This window comes from Pseudomonas sp. SZ57, from assembly GCF_009495975.1.
Taxonomy (GTDB): Bacteria; Pseudomonadota; Gammaproteobacteria; order Pseudomonadales; family Pseudomonadaceae; genus Aquipseudomonas; species Aquipseudomonas syringae.
The window spans coordinates 221100-248080 of record NZ_WIBD01000004.1; the positions used below are offsets into that span (position 1 = coordinate 221100).

The 26981-nt window shown below is 63.2% G+C and carries 4 protein-coding genes; all 4 read right to left on the bottom strand.

The window, feature by feature from the left end:
- Positions 1 to 158: 158 nt before the first annotated feature.
- From GE543_RS08160 to GE543_RS08175, 4 genes are read right to left on the bottom strand one after another with little or no spacing between them, the layout of a single operon-like run.
- Complete coding sequence (locus tag GE543_RS08160; protein WP_178118564.1) at positions 159 to 8789, bottom strand: amino acid adenylation domain-containing protein; 8631 nt, start codon at positions 8787 to 8789, stop codon at positions 159 to 161.
- Position 8790: 1 nt separating this feature from the next.
- Positions 8791 to 15255, bottom strand: a complete 6465-nt coding sequence (locus GE543_RS08165) for an amino acid adenylation domain-containing protein (RefSeq protein ID WP_371927118.1) — start codon at positions 15253 to 15255, stop codon at positions 8791 to 8793.
- A gap of 14 nt (positions 15256 to 15269) precedes the next feature.
- Positions 15270 to 23249 carry a non-ribosomal peptide synthetase gene (locus GE543_RS08170; RefSeq protein WP_153221174.1) on the bottom strand — a complete coding sequence of 2660 codons (7980 nt, stop codon included), beginning with the start codon at positions 23247 to 23249 and terminating at the stop codon, positions 15270 to 15272.
- Positions 23246 to 26656, bottom strand: coding sequence for a non-ribosomal peptide synthetase (locus GE543_RS08175; RefSeq protein ID WP_153221175.1), 3411 nt, complete (start codon positions 26654 to 26656; stop codon positions 23246 to 23248). The genes GE543_RS08170 and GE543_RS08175 overlap by 4 nt, the downstream gene beginning before the upstream one ends.
- Between the last annotated feature and the right edge of the window lie 325 nt (positions 26657 to 26981).

Below are 26981 nucleotides of genomic sequence, written 5' to 3' on the forward strand. Positions count from 1 at the left end.
GCTACCCCCGGATCAGCGCCAGAACTCAGCCGTCACTTACGTCGCAATTTGCGTTGTCAGTGCCATCGTGGTTGAAAAGCACTTATGGAGCAGTGGCTGGCAATGAATGGCCATCGTCCCCACGCTCCGCGTGGGAATGCCGTTCGTGACGCTCTGCGTCACACAAACCGCTCGGCAAGCCCCTGCAGAAACGCTTCCGCGATCACCAGGTTGTCGTGTCGCTGATCGATCGTCGTCGAGCTGCGCAGTCCGTTGACCGAGCATTGTTCCAGCAGCACCGCTTCGGCCTTGGCAATCTGCCCCGGTTTGCGGCTTTGCCCTGCCCACCAGCAATCGGCCTGTACATTGAGGGTCTTCAAGGTAAACGCCTGGCTGAGTTTTGCGTTGGCTTCCAGCAATGTGTAACCGGTTTCAATTTCGTCCTGCACCGCGATGTCCTGGAACATGCTGCGCAGGCTGTCGACGTTCATCGCGTGTTGCAGCGCGATCTGCTCGATCACTCGATCAATCACCTCACTCTCCCCGGTCACCGACTGCCGGGCCGTTTCGATCAGGTCGACAATGGTTTGCTCCTGCAAGCCCGGCACAAAGGCCTGCAGGCTCTTGATCAGGCTGCGGTAGTAGTTTTCGCCCTGCTGCTGCGTGGTGACGTGCGGGTCCTCTTCGACCCATTGCATGCCGACCGATGCCGGTAGCTGGGTGTCGACCAGCCCGAGAAAGCTCACCACCTCGCCAGCGCGCTCCAGCACATGCGCGACCTCGACGGCCAGCGCGCCGCCCATCGACCAGCCCAGCAGGTTGTACGGCCCGTGCGGCTGGGTCATGCGGATCTGTTCGACGTAGTAGTCGACCATGTCCTGCCACGACGTATCGAACCAGCCCGGCACCACATAGGCCTTGTTGACCAGCCCGTAAACCCTTCGGCTGTCGCTCAACCTGCCCGCCAGCGGGTAATACGAATAGGTGCCACCACCGCCCGGAGGCAGGCAGAACAGTGGCGCATGCGCCGAGCCATTGGCGTTCATGGCGATGACCGCCGATTTGACCCTGGCTTCATCGGCACGCATGAAATCGGCCAGCTCGCCCAGGGTCTGCAGCAACAGCAAGTCATGCAGCTTGATGGAGATATCGAACGTCTCGCGAATCCTGCCCGCCAGTGAAACCGCCAGCAGCGAGTGCCCGCCCAGCGCGAAGAAGTTGTCGTTGAGCCCGACCCGTTCGACGTGCAACACCTGCTCCCACAACGCAGCAAGGCGTTGCTCGAATGCGCTGCGCGGCGCCACATAACCCTGCTGTGAACGGGCCACGTCCGGTTTCGGCAGCGCTCTGCGATCCAGCTTGCCATTGGCGGTCAGCGGCATCGAATCGATAACGACAAAGTAGCCCGGCACCATGTAATCCGGCACATGAGCCTTGAGGTGGGCCTGCAGACGCTCGCGCAGAACGTCCGGCGCCTCAGCGGCATCGGTCGGCACCAGATAGGCCACCAGTTGCTTGCCGGACGGCCCGTCGATGTCGATCACCGTGGCTTCGCGCACGGCGGCATGCTCATGCAGACGCGCTTCGATTTCGCCCAGCTCGATGCGCAAGCCGCGAATCTTCACCTGATGGTCGATACGCCCGGCGTAGTCGATGACACCTGCGTCGCGATAACGCGCCAGATCGCCGGTGCGGTACAGCCTGCCGCCGCCCTGCTCGTCGAACGGGTCCGGTACGAAACGCTCAGCCGTCAGAGCTGCACGGTTGTGATAACCCCGCGCCAGCCCGACGCCCCCCAGGTACAACTCCGCCGCCACGCCCTGTGCAGCTGGCAGCAGACCGTCGTCGAGGATGTGGGTTTTCAGGTTGTCGATCGGCCGCCCGATCGGCACGCTGAGGATGTCATCCGTGCTGCAAGTCCAATGGGTCACGTCGATGGCGGCTTCTGTCGGGCCATACAGGTTGTACAGGCCGGCCTGCGGCAGCCGCTTGAGCACCTGAGCGGCCAGCTCGGCAGGCAGTGCTTCGCCGCTGCACACCACCCGACGCAGCGTGTTACAGCTTTCCACATGAGGATGAGCCATGAACGCCTGCAGCATCGAAGGCACGAAATGCAGGGTCGTTATCTGATGCTCGCGGATGGTCTGCACCAGCCGCTCGGGATCGCGATGATCGCCCGGCAGCGCCATGGCCAGACGTGCGCCGGTCATCAGCGGCCAGAAGAATTCCCAGACCGACACGTCGAAACTGAACGGTGTCTTCTGCAGAACCGTGTCGCTGCCATCCAGTGCGTAAGCCTTCTGCATCCAGTGCAAGCGGTTGACCAAAGCACGATGGCTATTGCCCGCGCCCTTGGGTTTGCCGGTCGAACCCGAGGTGTAAATCACGTAAGCCAGATTCAATGGATGGCTGAGGTTGACCGGGTTGGCGGGGCTGTAACCCTCCAGCCAGTCGCCGTCCTGATCCAGGCACAGACTGTGTACCTGCGCAGGAACTGGTAGGCGTTCCTGCAACGAAGCCTGGGTCAGCAGCAAGCCAATCCCGCTGTCCTGCATCATGTAAGCCAGCCGATCTTCGGGATAATCCGGGTCCAGCGGTACATAAGCGCCACCTGCTTTAATGATCGCCAGCAGACCGATGACCAGTTGCAGACTGCGCTCGACGCAAATCCCAACCAGCACGTCCGGGCCGACGCCCGACTCACGCAGACGATGCGCAAGCTGATTGGCGCGGGCGTTGAGTTGCGCGTAGCTCATCTGCTCGGCGGCGAAAATCAGCGCCGGCGCGTCCGGCGTGGCGCGCACCTGGGCTTCGATCAGGCTGTGCAGGCAGTCCTCGCTCGGGAAGTCTGCGGCTGTGGCGTTCCACTCGCGCAGCACATGCTGCTGCTCGTCGTCGTTCAACAGCGCCAGTTCGCCAAGCGCCGCCTGTGAGTCATGCGCCAGCGCCTGCAGGACCTGCTGAAAATGCGCCGACAACTGCGCCATGTGTTGCTCGCTGAACGCCTCACGGGCGTAACTGAAGCGCAACGTCAGGGTTTCACCGAGATTGACCACCAGCGTCAGTGGATAATGCGTCTGCTCCTGCGTGTACAGACCACCGAACACCAGCCCCGGCGGCGCCGCCTGTTGCAGGGCTTCGGACACCGGGTAGTTTTCGAACACCAGAATGGTGTCGAACAGCGCCTCGCCAGCGCTGCGTGCCCAACGCTGAATCTCGTACAGCGGCGTGTGTTCATGCTCACGCAGAGCGATATTCTGCGCCTGCACCTGTTGCACCCACTCCGCCACGCGCTGCTCGGCACGTGGGCTGGCGATCACCGGCAGGGTATTGATGAACAGCCCGAGTTGCTCCTCGACACCCGGCAGATCCGCCGGACGCCCGGCCACGGTTGCGCCGAAGGTGACGCTGGACTGCCCCGTGTAGCGTTGCAGCACCAGCAGCCAGGCCGATTGCACCAGCGTGTTGAGGGTCACGCGCTGCTCGCGGGCAAACTCGCTCAGTTGCCGGGTGTTCTCGGCGTCGATCAAGTGCAGGTAATCACCGTGCCCCTCGCCGTTCTCAGGCGCCTTGAAGGCCTGCACCAGCCGCGTAGGCTCATCGAGTTCAGCCAGCTGTCCAGTCCAGAAACGCTCGCTGAGCCCGGCATCCTGACGCTGCAGCCATTCGATGTAGTCACGATAGCGGCTGACCTGCCTCGGCAGTGTCTGTCCGCTGTAACGCTGCAGCACTTCACCGAGCAGGCGCGAGCTGCTCCAGCCATCCATGAGGATGTGATGGCTGGTGTAGATCAGCTGATGGCTCTGCTCGCCGGTGCGCAATACGGCCAGGCGTAGCAACGGCCCGTGGGCCAGATCGAAACCCTGCTGGCGGTCGGCATTGGCCCATTGGTCGATCCAGCCGGACGACTGCTCCCGCGCATCCAGCTCGACAAAAGGCATGCGCACATCACGCAAGACCACTTGCAGCGCTGGCTGCAGATGGCTGATGAAAGCGCTGCGCAGCACCTCATGAGCATCCAGCGTAGCCTGCCAGGCGGCGCGGAAACGCGGCACGTCCAGACCGCTGACCTCGATGCGCATCTGGTTGATGTAATTGCCCGCCTCCTGCTCGAACAGGGTGTGGAACAGCATGCCCTGCTGCATCGGTGCCAACGGGTAGAGGTCTTCGATCTGCCCGGCAGATATTGGCAAACTGCTCAGCTGCGACTGGCTCAGGCGCGCCAGCGGAAAGTCCGACGGAGTCGCCCCAGCCACGCCTTCGGTGGTGCAATGGGCAATCAATTGTTGCAATTCGGCGGCGTACTCATCGGCCAGACGCTGCACGGTCTCGCGCTCGAACACCGCGCCACTGAAGGTCCAGCTCAGGCGCAGCTCACCGGCGTACACCTGACCGTTGATGCTGATTGGTGCAGCCAGCGGCGCAGCGGCACTTTGTGAGGCTCCGCTGCTATCGGCCGAAGGAGTGAACAGTGCTTCCGGTGCGTCGAAGCTGCCGTCGAACTGCCCGAGGTAATTGAACACGATGCTGCCCAGCGGCAGGGCTTGCAGGGTCTGCCGCGCCGATTCGCGGCCCAGGTAGCGCAACGCGCCGTAACCGATGCCCTTGTCGGGCACTGCGCGCAGTTGCTCCTTGATGGTCATGATCGAATCGGCCAGCGAGGCCTGCGGGGTGAGCCTGACCGGGTACACATTGCTGAACCAACCCACCGTGCGGCTCAGGTCCAGTGCGTCGAACAGGTCTTCGCGACCATGGCCTTCGAGACGAATCAGTGCATGGGGCTGCGCGGTCCAGCGGCTGATAACCCGCGCCAGCGCGGTCAGCAGCAGGTCATTGATCTGCGTGCGGTAAGCCGCCGGGGCGTCCTGCAGCAGTTGCCGGGTCAGGTCGCTGTTCAATTGGGTGACCACCGACAGCGCGTGCTGCTGTTGCTGGCCGCCATGCGGATGATCACACGGCAAGGCATCGCTGACGTCCTGCAATTGCGCCTGCCAGTAGCCCAATTCCTGCTCCAGCGCCGGGCTTTGCGCGTAGGCCTGCAAGTGCTCGGCCCAGCTTTTCAGCGAGCTGGTTTTCGCCGGCAGCAGCGCTGGCTGACCTGCTGCCAGGGCGATGTAAGCCTGTTGCAGGTCTTCCAGCAACACCCGCCATGACACGCCGTCCACCAGCAGATGATGAATCACCAGCAGCAGGCGCTGTTCGCCTTGCGGCAGGTTGATCAGCACGGCACGCAATAGCGGTCCGTTTTTCAGGTTCAAGCTGCGTTGCGCCTCATCGGCCAGTTCGGGCAAACGCTCGATAGTGTCCAGCTCATGGGTCCAGAGCAGCTCGCGAGTGTTCAGCGTGCCGAAGGTAGCCTGCCATTGGTCGTTCTGCTGGCTGAAACCCAAGCGCAGTGCGTCGTGCTGTTCGACCAACGCCGTCAATGCTGACTGAAGATGAGTGGCCTCCAGCGTTTGCAGCGGCTTGAGCATCAGCGCCTGATTCCAGTGCTGACGCTCAGGGATGTCCAGCTCGAAGAAACGCGCCTGAATCGGCAGCAACGGCAACAAACCGCTGATCTGCTCTGCCACAGCGGTGGGCTTTTTCTGAATCAGTTTTGCCACCGAAGCCAGTTGGCCAATGGTCTGCTTTTCGAACAATTGTTTGGGGCTGAGCTTGATGCCCTGACGCTTGGCGCGGGCGATGATCTGCAGACTTAGGATCGAATCGCCGCCCAGTTCGAAGAAGTTGTCGGTGCTGCCGACCTGCTCCAGTTTCAACACATCCGCCCACACGGCGGCGAGCTTTTCCTCGATCTCGCCGACCGGCGCGGTGTAACGCTGTTTGACCACGCCAGGTCTGGGCAAGGCGCGCTTGTCGAGCTTGCCATTGGCGGTCACCGGCAGACGCTCCAGGAGCATGATCTGCGCGGGCACCAGATACTCCGGAAGGCGAGCCGCCAGTTGCTCACGCAGTTTGTCGACGTTGAGGCTCGTGCCGCCCGCCGCCACGCAATAGGCCACCAGTTGCAGACGTGTTTCATCGCTTTCCAGCGGCTGCGCCAGCACCACGGCTTCGGCGACGTTTTCCAGGGTTTGCAGAAGCTGGCCGACCTCGCCCGGCTCGACCCGGTAACCGCGGATTTTCACCTGATCGTCAGCACGGCCCAGGTATTCCAGCACGCCATCCACCCACCGCGCGCGGTCGCCTGTACGGTACAGACGCTGACCGTTGGCGTCCGGGTCCGGCACAAAGCGTTCGGCAGTCATTGCCGCACGGCCCAGATAACCCTGCGCCAGCCCGCGTCCGCCCAGATACAGTTCACCGGTCACCCGTTCGGCCACCGGGTTCAGGTAAGCGTCCAGCACCCGCGCCTTGCCGTTGGTCAGCGGCTGACCGACCGGCACACTGCGGCAGGCGTCTATAGGCCCCGCCACTTCGTGGGTCAGGATGCCCACCGTGGTTTCGGTCGGGCCGTAGTGGTTGATGATCCGGCAGCCCGGTTTGAGCGCACGCACCTGCTCGATCAACGCCCAGGCGCTGGCCTCTCCACCCAGAATCAGCACCTGCCCAGGCAGCACGTCCGCCGGGTTGGCGGCCTGCAGCAGGCCCTGCAAATGGCTGGGCACGATTTTCAGCACGTCAACCTGATGCTCGGCCATATAACGCGCAAAACCGTCAGGGTCGAACGCCTGTTCGTGAGACAGCAGGTGCAGCGTCCGGCCGGACGCCAGCGCGCCGAACAACAGCGTGTGCCCCAGGTCGGCAGCGACCGTCGACACCATCGCCATGCTCGCCCCGTCGTTCAACGCCAGGCGCTCAAGCACGCCCTGCACATAGTTGGCCAGCGCGCCGTGGCTGATCACCACGCCCTTGGGCTGCCCGGTGGAGCCGGAGGTGTAGATGATGTACGCCGCTTGCCCGGGCAGCACCCGAACATCCAGCGCCTGGCTGTCGACGGCGGCCCACAGCGCAGCGTCGAACGCCAGCACCGGGCATACGCCCAACCGCGCGGCCTTGTCGTCATCGCGCGCATGCACCAGCAGCACCGCGCCGCTGTCACGGACCAGTTGCTGCAGACGCTCGGCCGGTTGCGCGCTGTCCAGCGGCAGGTACACCGCGCCCAGCTTCAGCACCGCCAGCAGGCTGACCACCCATTCCACAGAGCGGTCCAGGCACAGCGCGACGGTCATGCCCGGTTTGATGTCCTGGGCGTGCAGGTAGCGGGCGAATTGGTTACTGCGTGTCTCAAGCTCGTCAAAGCTCAACACCTGCTGGCCCACACGCAACGCAGTCTTGCCATGCCCGGCACGCAGGCCCTGTTGCCAGAGGCTGAGAAAAACGGGGCAGGCAAAGTCCTGGGTTTGCTCGGCGACCAGCGACGATACCGCGTGTGGAAGATCGGCCAGACGCCGGTCGGTGTCCGAAACCAGTGCGTGCAGCACGCTGCGCAACGCGTCGGCGATACGCTCGATGGTCTGCGCTGCGAACAGGTCGGTGGCGTAGGTGAAATAACCGCGTACCCCGTCGAGCGTGTCGGTGAAGTCGAAGGCCAGGTCGAAACGCGCATCGCTGCTGCCCATCGGGAACTCATCGACCGTCAGGCCCGACACGCGCTGCCCGTTGCCATCGGCCGCCAGCACGTGCTGATTGATCTTGAACTGGAACAGCGGGTTGTGGCCCGGATTGCGCTCCGGCGCCAAGGCATCCACCAGATGCTCGAACGGCAGTTCCTGATGCGACTGCGCGCCCGTGACCACCTGCTTGACCTGATCCAGCAGCTCGGCAAAGCTCTGCCGCTCATCCACCTGCACACGCAGCACCTGAGTGTTGATGAAAAAGCCGATCAGCCCTTCCAGCTCGCTGCGTGTGCGCCCGGCATTGGGTCCGCCGATGCGGAGGTCGGACTGCCCGCTGAAGCGCGACAGCACCACCGACAGCGCCGCCAGTGTCACCATGAACAGGGTCTGGCCGTTGTTGCGCGCCAGGCTTTTCAGTTGCGCGGAGAGTTGCTGCGGCAGGTCGACGCGCACACTCGCACCGCGATGGCTGGGTTGCAGCGGACGCGGATGATCCAGTGGCAGGCTCAGCAACGGATGTTCGCTGCCCAGTTGCTGTTTCCAATAGTGCAGCTGCCGCTCGCCCTCCCCGGCCTCCAGCCAGGCGCGTTGCCAGATCGCGTAGTCGGCGTACTGAATCGCCAGGGCGGGCAACGGCACCGGCTGCCCGGATACCTGCGCCTGATACAACTGCACGAACTCGCGAATCAGCACTTCGCCGGACCAGCCATCGGACACCACGTGATGCATGCACACGGTCAGTACGTGTTCGCTTTCACTCAGCTGGAACAGCTTGACCCGCAGCAGCGTACCGCTCAACAGATCGAAAGGCTTTTGCAACTCGGCGCGCACCTGCTGCTCGATGTCTGCGGGCGCCACCGACGCGAACTCAAGGGCGACCGTGGCCTGCTCGAGAATCTCCTGATAGAACGCGCCGTCCTCTGAAACGAAGCGGGTACGCAGGGTTTCATGACGCTGCACCAGCAGGTCCAGCGCCGCGCTCAGGGCCTGACGGTCCAATGCGCCATTCAGACGCACCGCCATGGGCACGTTGTAGGCCGCGTTGCCCGGCTCCATCTGCCAGAGGAACAGCATGCGCTGCTGCGCGTAGGACAGCGGAATACGCGCTGCGGCGTGTCGGGTCACGGCGATGGGCAGCAGTTTGAAGCTCTGCCCGGTCTCGTGCATCTTGGCGAGGATCTGCCGGCGCTGTTCGACGGGCAAGCCGACGAAACGCTGGGCGATACGCTCTGCTGCAGACTTGTCCATGTCAGATACCCGCCATTTCATTCATCATTTTTTCAATATCGGACAAGCCGTCCTCGGTCAGCGACAGGCCACTGCCGGCGAAGGCCTGAATAAATTCGTTCAATTGTGGTTTCTCGAAGATCAGGCGCAGCGGAATGTCGATTCCCAGGCCGGTGTGGATTCTGGAAATCAGCTGCGTCGCCAGCAGCGAGTGGCCACCGAGCTCGAAGAAGTCGTCGCTCAGCCCGACACGCTCGACTTTCAGCACATCGGCCCAGATCGCCGCCATCTGCTGTTCCTGCTCTGTGGACGGCGCGACGTACTGGCGCTGCAACTGGCTGGCGTCCGGTTTCGGCAGTGCCTTGCGATCGAGCTTGCCGTTGGCGCTCAGCGGCATTCTGTTCAGCACGATGAAATGCGTGGGCACCATGTAATCCGGCAGCGATTCCTTGAGGAAGGCCTTGAGCGCATCACGCAACTGATCGTCGTGGTGCTCGACAACCAGATACGCCGCCAGCTGTTTGCCGGACGGGCCGTCAACGTCGATCACCACCGCCTCATGAACACTGTCGTGCTCCAGCAGGCAGGCTTCTATTTCGCCCAGCTCGATGCGCAAGCCGCGAATCTTCACCTGATGGTCGATACGCCCGGCATAGTCGATAACGCCCGTGTCGCGATAACGCGCCAGATCGCCAGTGCGGTACAGCCTGCCGCCGCCCTGCTCGTCGAACGGGTCCGGTACGAAACGCTCAGCCGTCAGTGCTGCACGGTTGTGGTAGCCCCGCGCCAGACCGACGCCGCCCAGATACAACTCCGCCGCCACGCCCTGTGCAGCAGGCAGCAGGCCGTCGTCGAGGATGTGGGTTTTCAGGTTGTCGATCGGCCGGCCGATCGGCACGCTGAGCACGTCGTCGGTGGTGCACGTCCAATGGGTCACGTCGATGGCCGCTTCGGTCGGGCCATACAGGTTATACAGACCGGCCTGCGGCAAACGCTTGAGCACCTGGGCGGCCAGCTCGGCAGGCAGTGCTTCGCCGCTGCATACCACTCGGCGCAGTGTGTCGCAGCTTTCCACCTGCGGATGAGTCATGAACGCCTGCAGCATTGACGGCACGAAATGCAGGGTCGTTATCTGATGCTCGCGGATGGTCTGCACCAGCCGCTCGGGGTCGCGGTGATCACCCGGCAGTGCCACGGCCAGACGTGCGCCGGTCATCAGCGGCCAGAAGAACTCCCAGACCGACACGTCGAAACTGAACGGCGTCTTCTGCAGAACCGTGTCGCTGCCATCCAGCGCGTAAGCCTTCTGCATCCAGTGTAAGCGGTTGACCAAAGCACGATGGCTGTTGCCCGCGCCCTTGGGTTTGCCGGTCGAACCCGAGGTGTAAATCACATAAGCCAGATTCAATGGATGGCTGAGGTTGACCGGGTTGGCGGGGCTGTAACCCTCCAGCCAGTCGCCGTCCTGATCCAGGCACAGACTGTGTACCTGCGCAGGAACTGGTAGGCGTTCCTGCAACGAAGCCTGGGTCAGCAGCAAGCCAATCCCGCTGTCCTGCATCATGTAAGCCAGCCGATCTTCGGGATAATCCGGGTCCAGCGGTACATAAGCGCCACCCGCTTTAATGATCGCCAGCAGACCGATTACCAGTTGCAGACTGCGCTCGACGCAGATCCCCACCAGCACGTCCGGGCCGACGCCCGACTCACGCAGGCGATGCGCAAGCTGATTGGCGCGGGCGTTGAGTTGCGCGTAGCTCATCTGCTCGGCGGCGAAAATCAGCGCCGGCGCGTCCGGCGTGGCACGTACCTGCGCTTCGATCAGGCTATGCAGACAGGTTTCGCTGGGGAAGTCTGCGGCTGTGGCGTTCCAGTCGTGGAGAATCTGCTGCCGTTCAGCCCTGTCGAGCATCGGCACTTCGGCGATGCGCTGTGTAGCATTGGCGCAGATGGCCTGCAACAAGGCCAGCCAGTGCCCGGCCATGCGCTCGATGGTGCGCGGGTCAAACAGCGCTGTCGCGTAGGTCAGGCCAGCGCTCAGGCCACCGTCATGTTCGGCAGTGTTCAGGGTCAGGTCGAACTGCGCCGGGTAACTGTCCGGCAGCAAGGCTTCGACCTGCAGACCTTGCAGCGCGCGGACGTCGGCGCTGGCCTGGCTCTGGTGATTGAACATCACCTGAAACAGCGGACTGTGGCTGAGGCTGCGTTGTGGCTGCAGGGCTTCGACCAGTTGCTCGAATGGCAGCTCCTGATGCGCCTGGGCTTGCAGGGCGGTGTGTTTGACCTGCTGCAGCAACTCGTTGAAGGTCGTGTGCACGTCAAATTCGGCGCGCAGCACCTGCGTGTTGACGAAGAAGCCGATCAGGCCTTCGGTTTCAGCGCGGTTGCGGTTGGCAATCGGCACGCCGACACGAATGTCCGACTGGCCGCTGTGACGGTGCAGCAGGCTCTGGAATGACGCCAGCAACAGCATGAACAGGGTGACGCCCTGTTGCCGCGCGACCTGCTTCAAGCCATCGATCAGCGCAGGCTCAAGCTCGACTGCCAGCCGCGCACCGGCATGGCTTTGCACCACGGGCCGTGGCCGATCGGCTGGCAGCTCCAGAATCGGCTGCTGATCGCCCAATTGCTGCTTCCAGTAATCCAGCTGCCGGGCCTGCTCGCCAGCCTCCATCCAGGTCCGCTGCCACAGTGCGTAGTCGGCGTATTGCAGGTCCAGCGCGGTCAAGCTCACCTCACGGCCCTGACTGTAGCCCTCGTAAAGGCGCACCAGTTCATCGACCATGATCGGCATCGACCAGCCATCGGAGACGATGTGATGCTGGGTCAGAATCAGCACATGCTCGTCGGTGTTGAGGTTCAGCAAGCGAACCCGCAACAGCGGCCCCTGCTCCAGATCGAACGGGCGCTGCATTTCCTGCTGCACGCAGGCTTCAAGGCCCTGGCCGCTGGGCAGCGACTCGACAGACAGGGTCAAGGCACGTGGCGGGTGGATGATCTGCAGCGCCTGCTCGCCCTGCTGGCGGAAGGTCGTGCGCAGGGTTTCGTGGCGGGCGATCAGCGCGCTGAAACTGTGCTCCAGCGCAGCGATGTCCAGCGAACCGCGCAGGCGCAGGGCTGCGGGAATAATGTACGCGGTGTTCTCCGGGTCAAGCTGCCAGAGGAACCACTGACGCTGCTGCGCGTAAGACAGCCCCAGCGGCTGCGTGCGGTCGGCCTTGATGAAGCGCGGCGCGTCGTTGCCCTGCCCTGCGCCCGCTGCCAGCGCGAAGGCCTCCAGATCACGCGTTTCGAACAAGTCGCGTAACGACAACTCGACGTCCAGCTGCTGACGAATGCGCGAAATCACCTGAGTGGCCAGCAGCGAATGCCCACCCAGCTCGAAAAAGTTATCGCTGCGCCCGACCCGCTCGAGTTTCAACACATCGGCCCAGATCGCGGCCAGTTGCTGCTCGAGCTCGCCTTGCGGAGCGCTGTAGGTAGCCTGCAACTGGCTGGCGTCCGGCGCAGGCAGCGCCTTGCGGTCCAGCTTGCCGTTGGCAGTCAGCGGCATGCTGTCGAGGACGATGAAATGGGTGGGCACCATATAATCGGGCAAGTGCGCCCTCAGTTCGGCTTTCAGCGCTTCACGCAACGGTTGCTGATCCTGATCGGACTGAGTCGGCACCAGATACGCCGCCAATTGCCCGTCCAGCGCCAGCACGCTCACTTCGCGTACGGCCGGATGCGCTTGCAGTCGCGCTTCGATTTCGCCCAGCTCGATGCGGAAGCCGCGAATTTTCACTTGGTGGTCGATGCGCCCGGCGTAGTCGATCACGCCTGTCGCCCGATAACGCGCCAGGTCGCCAGTGCGATACAGGCGGCCGCCATCGTTGGAGAACGGGTCCGGCACGAAGCGTTCGGCAGTCAGCGCGGCGCGGTTGTGATAACCCCGCGCCAGACCGGCATGGCCGATGTGCAACTCGCCGCTGCAACCCAGAGCGACAGGGTTGAAATCAGCGTCCAGCACGTACCACGACAGGTCCGGAATCGCCTCGCCAATCGGACTGGCCGGGTTCTGCGTGTCGGCCAGCGTGATCGGTCGATAGCTCACGTGCACGGTGGTCTCGGTGATGCCGTACATGTTGATCAGTTGCGGCGTCTGATCGCCGAAGCGCTCGAACCACGGCTTCAGGATGGCAACGTCCAGCGCCTCGCCGCCGAAGATGATTTTCTGCAGCGACATCGGTAGCGATGAATCACAGGCCACGCGCATCAGTTGCTTGAACGCCGAAGGCGTCTGGTTGAGCACCGTGACCTGCTGTTCGATCAGCAGCGCATGCAAATCTTCCGGCGAGCGGGTCACTTCGCGGGGCACGATCACCAGTCGGCCGCCATGCAGCAGCGCGCCGAAAATCTCCCATACCGAGAAGTCGAACGCGAAGGAATGGAACAGTGTCCACACGTCCTTTTCGCTGAATGTGAACCACTCATCCGTGGCCGCGAACAGGCGCATCAGGTTGTGATGGGCGAGCAAGGTGCCTTTCGGTTTACCGGTCGAACCTGAGGTGTAAATCACGTAGGCCAGGTTGTCCGGCGTGGTCTGATTGAGCGGGTTTTCCGTGCTGTAACCGTCCAGAGCGTCAGCCAGATCGAGCGTCTGCACCTGTGCAGGGATTGGCAGTTTGTCGAGCAGCGACGTCTGGGTCAGCAGCAGCTGGATACCGCTGTCGTGCATCAGAAAGCTCAGGCGATCCTGCGGGTAATCCGGGTCCAGCGGCACGTAAGCACCCCCGGCCTTGAGGATGGCCAGCAGGCCGACAATCATCTCCAGACCGCGCTCGGCAGCCAGCCCGACGCGCACATCCGGGCCAATCCCCTGTTCGCGCAGTTTATGGGCAAGCTGATTGGCGCGGCGGTTGAGCTGTTGATAGCTCAGTTGCTCGACACCAAAGCTCAGAGCGATGGCCAGCGGCGTGCGCTCGGCCTGGGTTTCGATACGTTGATGGGCACAATAAGCGCTTGGGTAAACCGCAAGATCGCGGTTCCAGTCGCGCAGGGTGTCTTGCCGCTCCTCGACGCTCAACAGCGGCAGGTCGGCGATGCGTTGGTTGACGTCGCGGCACATGCCGTTGAGCAGGTTGCGCCAATGGCTGGCCATGCGCTCGATGGTCGCCGCGTCGAACAGGTCGGTTGCGTAGGTCAGTGCGGCTGTCAGGCCGTCCGGGCGTTCGCAGGTGTCGAGGGTCAGGTCGAACTGCGCGGTGTGCTTGTAGGACACCTGATATTCCAGACGCAGCCCTGCCAGCTCACGGTTCTGGTTGTGGCCTTCGCTCTGGTGGTTGTAGGCCACCTGAAACAGCGGGCTGCGGCTCAGGTCGCGCTGCGGCTGCAAGGCTTCGACCAGTTGTTCGAACGGCAGGTCCTGATGGGCCTGCGCCTGCACGGCGGTGTGTCTGACCTGCTGCAACAGCTCGGCCACGGAGGTCTGCGTGGTGAATTCAGCCTTGAGCACCTGGGTGTTGACGAAGAAGCCGATCAGCCCCTGGGTTTCGCTGCGGGTACGGTTGGCGACCGGCACGCCGACGCGTATATCGGCCTGACCGCTGTAGCGATGCAGCAGGGTCTGCAACGAGGCCAGCAACAGCATGAACAGCGTAATGCCCTGTTGACGCGCCAGCACCTTGAGGCCGTCGAGCAGTGCGGCGTCCAGCTCGACGCCAAGTCGCGCACCTTGGTAACTGCGCAGCGCAGGACGCGGCCGATCAGTGGGCAGTTCCAGAATCGGCTGTTGCTCGCCCAGTTGCTGCTTCCAGTACGCCAGCTGGCGTTCCTGCTCGCCCATTTCCAGCCAGTTGCGCTGCCAGAGAGCGTAGTCGGCGTACTGGATCGGCAGCGGCGCCAGTGTGATCTCGCGACCGAGGCTGGCGGCCTGATAGAACTGCATCAACTCCTCGACCATGATCGGCATCGACCAGCCATCGGAGACGATGTGATGCTGGGTCAATACCAGTACATGCTCCTGCCCGCTCAGTTTGAGCACGTTGACCCGCAGCAGTGGCCCTTGCAGCAGATCGAAAGGCTGCTGCACGTGCCGATCCACCCACGCCTCAACTGATTCGCCAGCCGCCAGTTGCTCGACACCGAGCGCAAACGGCGACGCCGGATGCACCACCTGCAGCGCTTCATCGCCCTGCTGTTCGACGGTCGTGCGCAGGGTTTCGTGACGTTCGATCAGTTGCTCCACGCTGCGCCGCAATGCCTCGACATTCAGCGCTCCGTGCAGGCGCAGCGCCAGCGGAATGTTGTAGGCCGCGCTGTGCGGTTCCAGTTGCCAGATGATCCATTGCCGCTGCTGCGCGTAAGAGAGCGCGGACGGTGCCTGCGTCTCCCTCACGGCAATCGGCGTGACCCCGTAGAGATTCACCCCTTGACGCTTGAGCAGCACCGCCAGCGCCTTGCGTTCACGGGCGGACAGCGATTTAACGGAGTCAAGCAACTGTTGCACTGGGGTCTCTCCTGCTAAGCAATCAAATTATCAATTTCCTCCGCTGATAAACGTTTGAGTGCCTCCAGTGATTTAGTCAATTCGTCCTGCGCGTGGTCACTTTCGCCATTTTTTTCCTGCAGCGTGGTGCAGAAGTCCGCCAGCAGCGGTTGCTCGAAGACATCCTTGAGGCTGACCTCGTGCTGCAACTGTTCGCGCACCCGCACGAGCATCTGCACCGCCAGCAGCGAATGGCCGCCGAGCTCGAAAAAGTTGTCGCTGCGCCCGACCCGCTCGACCTTCAACACATCGGCCCAGATCGCCGCCAGTTGCTGCTCGAGCTCGCCTTGCGGAGCGCTGTAGCTGGCCTGCAACTGGCTGGCGTCCGGCGCTGGCAACGCCTTGCGGTCCAGCTTGCCGTTAGCAGTCAGCGGCATGCTGTCGAGGATGATGAAATGGGTGGGCACCATGTAATCCGGCAAGTGCGCCCTGAGTTCATTTTTCAGCGTTTCACGAAGGCTCTGCTGATCCTGATCAGGCTCAGAGGGCACCAAGTACGCCGCCAACTGCCCGTCCAGCGCCAGCACGCTCACTTCGCGCACGGTCGGGTGCGCTTGCAGCCGCGCTTCGATTTCACCCAGTTCGATGCGGAAGCCGCGAATTTTCACTTGATGGTCGATGCGCCCGACGTAGTCGATCATCCCGCCAGCCCGATAACGCGCCAGGTCGCCGGTGCGGTACAGGCGGCCGCCGTCGTTGGAAAACGGGTCCGGCACGAAGCGTTCGGCAGTCAGCGCGGCGCGGTTGTGATAACCCCGCGCCAGGCCGGCATGGCCGATGTGCAGCTCGCCGCTGCAACCCTGAGCGACCGGATTGAAATCGGCGTCCAGCACGTACCACGACAGGTCCGGAATCGCCTCGCCAATCGGGCTGGCCGGGTTCTGCGTGTCGGCCTCGGTTATTGGCCTGTAGGTGACATGCACGGTGGTCTCAGTGATGCCGTACATGTTGATCAGTTGTGGCGCTTGATCGCCAAAGCGCTCGAACCACGGCTTCAGGCTGGCGACGTCCAGCGCTTCGCCGCCGAAGATAACTTTCTGCAACGACGGCGGTAGAGACGAATCGCAGGCCACACGCATCAGTTGCTTGAACGCCGACGGCGTCTGGTTGAGCACCGTGACCTGCTGTTCGATCAGCAACGCATGGAATTCTTCCGGCGAGCGGGTCACTTCGCGGGGCACGATGACCAGTCGGCCGCCATGCAGCAGTGCGCCGAAAATCTCCCACACCGAGAAGTCGAAGGCAAAGGAATGGAACAGCGTCCACACATCCTTTTCGCTGAATGTGAACCAGTCATCCGTCGCGGCGAACAGGCGCATCAGGTTGTGATGGGCGAGCAAGGTGCCTTTGGGTTTGCCGGTCGAGCCCGAGGTGTAGATCACGTAGGCCAGGTTGTCCGGCGCGGTCTGATTGATCGGGTTTTCCGTGCTGTAACCGTCCAGTTCGTCAGCCAGATCGTGGGTCTTAACCTGTGCAGGGATCGGTAACCTTTCAAGCAGATGCGCCTGAGTCAGCAACAGTTCGATACCACTGTCCTGCATCAGGAAACTCAGGCGATCCTGCGGATAATCCGGATCCAGCGGCACGTAAGCGCCACCGGCCTTGAGAATGGCCAGCAGGCCGACAATCATCTCCAGACCGCGCTCGGCAGCCAGCCCGACGCGCACATCCGGGCCAACGCCCTGTTCGCGTAGTTTGTGGGCCAGTTGGTTGGCACGCTGGTTGAGCTGCCGGTAACTCAGTTGCTGATCGCCAAAACTCAGGGCGATGGCCTGCGGGTTACGCTCGGCCTGGGCTTCGATGCTTAGGTGGGCGCAGTGCCCGCTCGGGTAGCGCTGCACGCTTTGCGTCCAGGCGGTCGGCAATGCCAGCTCGCCGAGTCGCGTAGCTGCCGATGCGCAGAGGCTCTGCAGCAGGTGATCGAAATGCGCCGCCAGTTGCAGAATGCCTTCAGCGCTGAAGTGCTGGCGGTCGTAACTGAAACGTACCGACAGCACCTCATTGGCCTCGACCACCAGGGTCAGCGGGTAATGTGCCTGCTCCTGATTGCGCAGGTCGCTGAAGACCAGACCGTCCGGCGCGCGCTGCAGGGCTTCGGACACCGGGTAGTTTTCGAACACCAGAATGGTGTCGAACAAGGCCTCGCCACTGTTGCGCGCCCAGCGCTGGATGTCATACAGCGGCGTGTGCTCATGCTCGCGCAGGGCAAGGTTCTTCGTCTGCACCTGCTGCACCCAGTCGGCCACCGTCTGCTCGGCACGCGGGCTGGCGATGACCGGCAGGGTATTGATGAACAGCCCCAGCTGTTCTTCGACACCCGGCAACTCGGCCGGACGCCCGGCCACGGTCGCGCCAAAGTTCACGCTGGACTGGCCGGTATAGCGTTGCAGGAGCAACAGCCAGGCCGATTGCAGCAGCGTATTGAGGGTGACGCGCTGCTCGCGGGCAAACGCGTTCAGGCGTCGGGTGCCGTCGCTGTCGATCAGCTGGATGTAGTCGCCGTAGCCCTGCCCCTCGGCCGAAGACTTGAACGCTTGCAGCAAGCGGGTCGGCTCGTCCAGTTTCGCCAGCTCCGCAGTCCAGAAACGCTCGCTGAGCGCGGCATCCTGATGCTGCAGCCACTGAATGTAATCACGATAGCGGCCTGCCTGTTTCGCTGGCATCTGCCCGCTGTAGCGTTGCAGCACTTCACCGAGCAGGCGCGAGCTGCTCCAGCCATCCATAAGGATGTGGTGGCTGGTGTAAACCAAATGCCACGCGTCATCGGCGGTGCGCAACACGGCCAGGCGCAACAATAGCCCTTGCGCCAGATCGAAGCCTTGCTGACGGTCGGCCTGCGCCCAGTCGTCGAGCCAGCTTTCCGGCTGGCCGCGCGCATCCAGCTCGACAAAGGGCACCTCGACCTGACGCTGCACCACTTGCAGCGACTGCTCGCGCTGGCTGACAAAACAGCTGCGCAGCACGTCGTGATGGTCCACCGCGGCCTGCCAGGCATTGCGGAAACGCGGCACATCCAGCCCGCGAATGTCCACCCGCAACTGGTTGATGTAGTTGCCCGCGTCTTCATCGAACAGCGAATGAAACAGCATGCCCTGCTGCATCGGTGACAGCGGGTAGATATCCTCGATCTGGCCCGCCGCAATCGGCAGACCGTCAAGCTGCGCCTGGGTGAGGCGCGCCAGCGGGAAGTCCGATGGCGTAACGCCTTGATGCCCGGCCGTGCAATGTTCGATCAGGGTGGTCAGCGCCTGCTCGTAGCGACGCGCCAGGGTGTCGATGGTCGAGGCGTGATACACCTCGCGGCTGAAGCTCCAGTCCAGTTGCAACTGGCCGTCGAACACCTGACCGTTAAGGCTCAGCCAGTTGCCCAGCGGCCCGTCCTCGCACAGCGCAGTGCCTGCACTGTCGGCACTCGGTACGAACAGCGCGCCTTGGTGTTCGTTGAAGCTGCCGTCGAACTGGCCCAGGTAATTGAACGTAGCCCGCGCCTGCGGCAAGGCGGCCAATTGCTGCGCGAAAGACGCCTCGCCCATATAGCGCAACACGCCGTAACCAATGCCCTTGTCCGGCACCGCACGCAATTGCTCCTTGATGCCACACAGGCTTGCCCCCGGCGCGATCTGCGGCGTGAGACGCACCGGAAACAGGCTGCTGAACCAGCCGACGGTGCGGCTCAGATCGGTCTCGTCGAACAGGTCTTCGCGGCCATGCCCTTCCAGCTGGATCAGCACCGAGGGCTGCTGACTCCATTCGCAGAGGACCTGGGCCAGCGCCGTGAGCAACAGGTCGTTGACTTGCGTGCGGTACGCGGCGGGCGCGACTTTCAGCAGCTTGTGGGTCAGGTCCCTGCTCAGCCATGACGACGCATGGGCCGCGTCGCGATTGTGCATCGTGCCTTCGGGTTTATCGCGAGGCAGCGGCTGGTCGGCGCCCTGCAAGGCCTGCAGCCAGTAATCACGCTCGGTCTTCAGCGTCTGGCCGGTCGCATACTGTTGCAATTGCTCGGCCCAGCGCTGGAGCGACGTGGTTTTTGCCGCGAGTAATACTGGCTGGCCTTGCGCCAAGGCGAGGTACGCCTGTTGCAGGTCTTCCAGTAATAACCGCCATGACACGCCGTCCACCAGCAGATGGTGAATCACCAGCAACAGACGCTGTTCGCCTTGCGGCAGGTTGATCAGCACGGCACGCAATAGCGGTCCGTTTTTCAGATCCAGGCTGCGTTGCGCCTCATCGGCCAGCTCAGGCAAGCGCTCGATGCTGTCCAGCTCATGGGTCCAGAGCAGCTCGCGAGTATTCGGCGCGCCAAAGGTGGCCAGCCATTGGCCATCCTGTTGAGAGAAACCCAGGCGCAGTGCGTCGTGCTGTTCGACCAACGCAGTCAATGCAGACTGAAGATGAGTAGCCTCCAGCGCTTGCAACGGCTTGAGCATCAGCGCCTGATTCCAGTGCTGACGCTCTGGGATGTCCAGCTCGAAGAAGCGCGCCTGAATCGGCAGCAACGGCAACGAACCGCTGATCTGCTCTGCCACGGCGGCGGGCTTTTTCTGAATCAGTTTCGCCACCGAAGCCAGTTGGCCGATGGTCTGCTTTTCGAACAGCTGCTTGGGGCTGAGCTTGATGCCCTGGCGCTTGGCGCGGGCGATGATCTGCAGACTGAGAATCGAATCGCCGCCCAGTTCGAAGAAGTTGTCAGTGCTGCCCACTTGCTCCAGCTTGAGGACATCCGCCCACACGGCAGCGAGCTTTTCCTCGATCTCGCCGACCGGCGCGGTGTAACGCTGTTTGACCACGCCGGGTCTGGGCAAGGCGCGCTTGTCGAGCTTGCCGTTGGCGGTCAGCGGCAGACTGTCCAGCAGCATGATCTGCGCGGGCACCATGTAGTCCGGCAAGCGCGCAGCCAGTTGCTCGCGCAGGCTGTCGACATTCAGATTCGCCCCGCTTGCCGCCACGCAGTACGCCACCAATTGCAGCCGGGTATCATCGTCATCAATGGGCAACGCCAGTACGCTGACCTGCGCCACCGAAGCCAGGCCCAGCAATACGCGCGCGACCTCTGCCGGCTCGACACGATAGCCGCGCACTTTGACCTGATCGTCGGCCCGACCGATGAATTCCAGCAGGCCCTGATGATTGCGGCGCATGCGGTCGCCGCTGCGGTAGACGCGCGTGCTATCCTGCGCGAACGGGTCCGGCACGAAGCGCTCGGCGGTCAGCGCAGGCTGGCCGATATAGCCCAGCGCCACGCTGTCGCCGCCGATGTACAGCTCACCGGCGACCTGAGTGCCGACGGGGTTCAGCACGTCATCTAGCACATAGGCGCTGGCCCCAGGCAACGGCGTGCCGACCGGCACGCTGCGCAGAGGATCGCCAGCGTGCACCCCAGTGGATACACATACATCCTGTGGGAGATACACATCCTGTGGGAGCGAGCTTGCTCGCGAAAGCGATGGCCCAGCCGGCCTGTTTCGCAAGCCTGTGTCGGCCTCTTCGCGAGCAAGCGAAGCGTCGCCCGGCTCGCTCCCACAGGGCGACATCAGCACCTCATAAGTCAGCACACCCACAGTGGTTTCGCTCGGCCCGTAGTGGTTGATCACCCGGCAACCCGGCTTGAGCTGACGCACCTGCTCGATCAGCGCTGGCGAGCAGGCTTCGCCGCCGACAATCAGTGCATGCTGCGGCAGTACGTCGGCTGGCTGGCCGGCCTGCAACAGCGCGGCCAGATGACCGGGGACGATTTTCAGCACGCCCACCTGATGCTCGGCCATGTAGGCCGCGAAGGCATCCGGATCGAAACCCAGCGCCTCGGTCAGCACGTGCAGCGTGCGTCCCGAACACAGCGCGCCGAACAGCACGGTATGGCCGAGGTCGGCAGCGATGGTCGAGACCAGCGCCATGCTCGCCTCGGGTGCCAGTTGCAACTGTTCCAGCAGGCCGCGCAGGTAACTGGCCAGCGCGCTTTGGCTGACCAGCACACCTTTTGCCTGGCCAGTCGAGCCGGAAGTATGAATGACGTAGGCCGCCGAATCGCCTGAAGGCCGGGTGTCAGGGCGACTGACAGGCAGGTCCTGCCACAGCGCAGGCGTCCAGGTCAGACCCTGACAACCGGCAACACCCAGCGACGTCTGCCGCACATCGCCCTCGGCACACAGCAATACTCTTGCCTGCGCATTGACCAGCATCTGTTGCAGTCGCGCATCGGGGGCTTTGACGTCCAGCGGCATGTACACGCCGCCGGCCTTGAAAATTGCCAGCACGGCCGTCAGCCAGTCCAGCGAACGCTCCATCAATACCGCGACCGGCTGGCCCTCGCTGATGCCCATGCGGATCAGGTGATGGGCCAGCTGATTGGCGGCCTGCTCCAGTTGCAGCGTGGTCAGCGTGCGCTCCAGACAGCGGGCTGCCTGGGCATGAGGTTGCCGTTCGACCTGTCGGTCCCACAATTGCAGAATGTGCGGCGCGGGGGCTCGAGCTTCGCGCCTCGGCTCGACCGCCAGTGCTCCCAGGCTGAACAGCGGTGCCTGCGGCGCGTCGAGCAGGGTTTCGTACAGCGCGAGCAGTTCAGGAATGAAGCCTTCGACGGTGGTGCGTCGATACAGGTCGCTGGCGTAGGCCATGTCGCCGTGGATCAGTGTGCCGTCGTCAGTGATATCCAGCGCCAGATCGAAATGCGCACCCTGTTTGTCGAACGCATACTCGCTGACCTCCAGCCCGGCCAGCCTGAGCGCGGTTTTCTGCTTGAGGACCACGTTCTGGTTGAACTTGGCCTGGAACAGCGGGTTGTGGCCCAGGCTGCGCTCGGGTGCCAGTTGATCGACCAGTTGCTCGAAGGGCACGTCCTGATGTGCCTGCGCACCGAACGAGGTGTCGCGAATCTGCGCCAGCAGGTCAAGGTAGCTCAGGCGTTCGTCCACCTGGCAGCGCAAAACCTGAGTATTGATGAAGAAGCCGATCAGCCCTTCGGTTTCCGCGCGACCGCGATTGGCATTCGGCACGCCGATGCGGATATCGCGCTGCCCGGCCTTGCGCGACAGAAACAGCGAAAAGCCGGCCAGCACCAGCATGAACAGGGTCATGCCCTGCGTGCGCGCAAAGGCGTTGAGCCGCCGCGACAGATCTACACCGAAATCGAAACGCAGGTGCTCGCCCTGATGGCTCTGCGTGGCCGGACGCGGGAAATCCGGTGCGGCGTCCAGCAGCGGTTGTTCGTCACCCAACTGGTTACGCCAGTAGTCCAGCTGACGTGCGCCCTCGCCCGCCTCCAGCCAGCTACGCTGCCAGATCGCATAATCGGCGTATTGCAGCGGCAGTTCCGGCAGCGCGGGCTCGCGGCCTTCGCAGTACGCCTGATAGCAGTGCACGAACTCCTGAATCATCACGTCCATCGACCAGCCGTCGGAGACGATGTGGTGCATGCTCACGATCAGCACATGCTCATCGTCCGCGAGGCGAAACAGGTGCGCACGCAGCAGCGGCCCCGTGCGCAGATCAAACGCCTGGCCGGTGACGGTGGCCACTTGCAGCGCCAGCTCGGCATCGCGCAGTTCGACATCGGCCAGACCGGCCAGATCAATGCTCTCCAACGCGACTGTCTGGTCGTACAGCAGCACTTGCTGTGCCTGATCGCCATCAGTCTGAAACACCGTACGCAGCACCTCGTGGCGCTCGATCAGGTGATCGAATGCACGGCACAACGCCGACTCGTTCAACGTGCCGTGCAGACGCAGGCCGGTGGTCATCTTGTAGGCGTCGCTCGAGGGATCGAGCTGCCAGAGGAACAGCAGGCGCTGCTGAGCGAAGGACAGCGGAATGGCGCTGACATCATGCCGACTGACCGGCACCGGCAACAGGCTGAAATCCTTGCCTTCCTGGCGCAACCGGGCGAGGAACTGTTGGCGTTGCTCCAGCGACAGGCCGACAAAACGTTTCGCGATGCGTGCAGCAGTGGTCCCGGTCATGCGCCGAATTCCTCCAGTGAATCCATGAACTGGTCCATGTCGCTCCAGTCGTTGTCCGTGCTGTTGTCGGTCAGCGCTGCCACTTCGACGGCGAGCTCACTGAGCAGCGGTTTTTCAAACAGGGTGCGCAGCGGAAGGCTGATGCCCAGTTGCGTCTTGATCCGGGCGATGACTTGCGCGGCGAGCAACGAATGCCCGCCCAGTTCGAAAAAGTGATCGTCCAGGCCCACCTGGGGCGCATGCAGGACGGCCGCCCAGATGGCCGCCAGGCAGATTTCCACCTCGCTGTGCGGCGCCCGATAACGCGCCTGCAACTGGCTTGCGTCGGGGGCTGGCAATGCCTTGCGGTCCAGCTTGCCGCTGGGCGTCAGGGGTAGCTCGGGCAACAGCAGCATGTGCGTCGGCACCATGTAATCCGGCAGGAAGGCTTGCAACTGGCTGCGGATGCTTTGGCGCAGGGCCAACTGTTCGGCCTCTGTAGAGGCGGCAACGTCCGGCACCGCGTAGGCGACCAACTGCGTGCTACCCGCCAGTTCGACGGCCAGCACCACGGCCTCGCGCACGCCCGTGCATTGCTGCAGGCGCGATTCGATTTCGCCCAGCTCGAGGCGGAAACCGCGAATCTTCACTTGATGATCGACCCGGCCGATGTACTCGACAGCGCCATCGGCACGCAGTCGGGCGCGGTCGCCGGTACGGTACAGGCGCTCACCGCTGACAAACGGATCGACGACGAAACGTTCGGCGCTCAGACCGGGCTGGGCGTGATAACCCCGCGCCAGACCAGGACCGCCGATGTACAGCTCGCCCACCGCACCTTGCGGCAGCAGGTTCATTTGATCGTCGAGAACGTACAGGCGTCGTCCTGCCAGCGCCTGGCCAATCGGCACGCCGCGCCAGGACACCTGCTGCGGGGTCAGCGTGCTGCAATCATGGATGCTCGACACCACGGTGGCTTCGGTCGGGCCATAGGTATTGAGCAGGCGTACATGCCCCAGCCCGGCCTTGTGCCACAGGCGCAGACCCTCGACGGCCATGGCTTCGCCACCAACATGCACTTGGCGTAGCGCGCCGAAATGCGCGGGCGGGCTGGCGGCGAAGTCCTGAACCAGCGTCAGCCAATAGGCCGCGGGCAAGTCGGCGAGGGTCACGCCGTGCTCGACGATGGCCTGATGGAAGGTGGCGCTGTCCCACAGGCGCTGGTCACGCAGGACAACGGCCGCACCGCGACACAACGGTGGGTAGAACTGCTCGACGAAGCCATCGAAGCTGTGGGTGGCGAACTGCAGGACCCGGTCGCCTTCGCGCAGGTCACTGTAGCTCGCCCCCAGGGTGACGAACTCGGCCAGCGCCGCATGACTGATCGCCACGCCTTTGGGCCGCCCGGTCGATCCCGAGGTGTAAATCACGTAGGCCAGACTGGCCGGATCGATCGGGCCGTCGAGGTTTTGCACGCTGGCGGTTTCGCTGTTCATCCGATCGATGCACAGGCATTGCATGTCAGCCAGTTCAGGCAGCCTGGTCAGCTGATCGCTATGGGTCAGCAGCAGTTTCACGCCACTGTCCGCCAACACATGACGCAAGCGTTCGCTCGGCGCATTCAGGTCCAGCGGCACATAGGCACCGCCAGCCTTGAGCACGGCGAGCAGCGCCACGGGCATGTCCAGCGAACGACCCAGCGCCACGCCGACCAGCACGTCCGCACCGACACCCTGCTCGCGCAGCTGCCAGGCCAGACGGTTACTGCGCTGGTTCAGTTCGGTGTAGCTCAGGCTCGGCGATTGACCTTCACGGGCGAGGATCAGTGCCGGGGCCTGCGGCGTGCGCTGTACTTGTGCCTCGAACTGGCGATGCGCAGGAGTTGTGGTGTCGGCTTTGGTGGCATTGTCGACATTCAGCAGTTGCGTGCGCTCGTCGGCCGAGAGCATCGACAGCTCGGCGATGGTCTGCAGCGGGTCGGCACACACCGAGGCCAACAGGTTGCGCCAGTGCCCGGCCAGACGAGCGATGGTCGACTCGTCAAAAAGGTCGGTGGCGTAAGTGAAGGCGGCATGCAGTTGCTCGCCTTCACCGCTGGTGGCCAGCATCAGGTCGCTGGCGGCGGCATGCGAGCGCTGCGCCAGTGCCTGTTGTTCGGCGGGCAGATTGGCCACGCGCAGGCCGCCGCTCAACTGTTTGTCGAGCAGGTCGGCCACCACCGGCTGGTGATTGAACATCACTTGAAATAAAGGGTTATGGCTCTGACTGCGCTCCGGCTGCAGGGCGTCGATGATGGCATCGAACGGTAGCTCCTGATGCGCCTGGGCACCGGTCGAGGCGTCGCGCACGATATTCAACAAGTCGACGAAGCGGGTCTGCGCCGTCACTTCACTGCGCAGTACCTGAGTATTGATGAAGCAGCCGACCAGCCCTTCGGTTTCGCTACGGGTGCGGTTGGCGATCAGGCCGCCGACACGAATGTCGGTCTGCCCGCTGTAGCGATGCAGCAGGCTTTTGAAGGTCGCCAGCAGCACCACGAACAGGGTCACGCCCTGGCGTTGCGCGAGGCTTTTCAGGTTGCGCAGCAGCTCGGGTTCCAGTGCCAGCTCCAGGCGAGCGCCGTCGTGACTGGGCAAGGCCGGATATGGACGGTCGGTGGGCAGCTCCAGCAGCGGATGCTCTTCGCCCAGGTGGCTGCGCCAGTAGTCCAGCTGACGCGCCTGCTCACCGGCTTCCAGCCAGCTGCGTTGCCAGACCGCGTAATCGCGGTACTGCACGAGCAGCGGCTGAAAAGGCAGCGGTTTACCGGCCAGCAGCGCGTCGTAGCCGCGCAGCCATTCGTCGATCAGCACGTTCATCGACCAGCCATCGGTGATCATGTGGTGCAGGTTGAGCAGCAGCAGGTGCTCCTGTTCGGCCAGACGCAACACCTGCACGGTGAACAGCGGCCCGCGCTGCAGATCGAAGGTTTGCGCGGCCTGTTCGGCCATGGCCTGACGCGCACTGGCCCAGCGCTGCTCGGGCGGCAAGGCGCTCAGGTCGGTCAGGCGGATGCTCACTGGCGCTGGCGGCGCAACACGCTGAAACGCCCGGTCGCCCTCCTGGCCGAAGGTGGTGCGCAGGCTTTCATGTCGTTCGACCAGCGCACTGAAGGCCCGCTCCAGCAAAGGCAGTTCCAGCGGACCGTTCAGGCACACCGACATCGGCAGGTTGTAGGCCGCGCTGTGCGGGTCCAGTTGCCAGAGAAACCACATGCGTTGCTGGGCATAGGACAGACCATCACGCTCGGCCAGCCCGGCACAGGAAGGGATCGGGAACAGCGAGAAATCCATGTTTTCCTTGCGCATGCCGTCGAGGAACAGGCGGCGTTTTTCAAGGGGTAACTCGACAAAACGGCGAGCGAGTTTCTGGGCGTGTTCGGGGTTCATGGGTCGATCCTTGCTGAGTGGGGCTGACCGTCGGGCGGGGTCGTATCAACAAGAACGAATTGGCGAGGAAATATTTAGAAAGGTTTGTCGGGGGGGGGTGAGTGAGCTGCCCCCACAAAGTTGGACGGTTGACTATCGTTCCCATGCTCCGCGTGGGAATGCAGTTCGTGACGCTCTGCGTCACACGGCGGTTTTTCTTTTTCAGGTGGATTGAGGTTCGGCTCAGGTCACCTTTTCGCCCCTCGGCGACCTACTTTGATGGGGCCAAAGTAGGCAAAACCCGCAGCTCCGTTTCCGGCCCGACTTCGTCGGGTTCCTTCGCCCT

Excerpts from the sequence above, each read along its gene's own strand:
- GE543_RS08160 (WP_178118564.1), bottom strand. The coding sequence starts at position 8,789 with ATGGACAAGTCTGCAGCAGAGCGTATCGCCCAGCGTTTCGTCGGCTTG.
- GE543_RS08175 (WP_153221175.1), bottom strand. The coding sequence starts at position 26,656 with ATGAACCCCGAACACGCCCAGAAACTCGCTCGCCGTTTTGTCGAGTTA.
- GE543_RS08170 (WP_153221174.1), bottom strand. The coding sequence starts at position 23,249 with ATGACCGGGACCACTGCTGCACGCATCGCGAAACGTTTTGTCGGCCTG.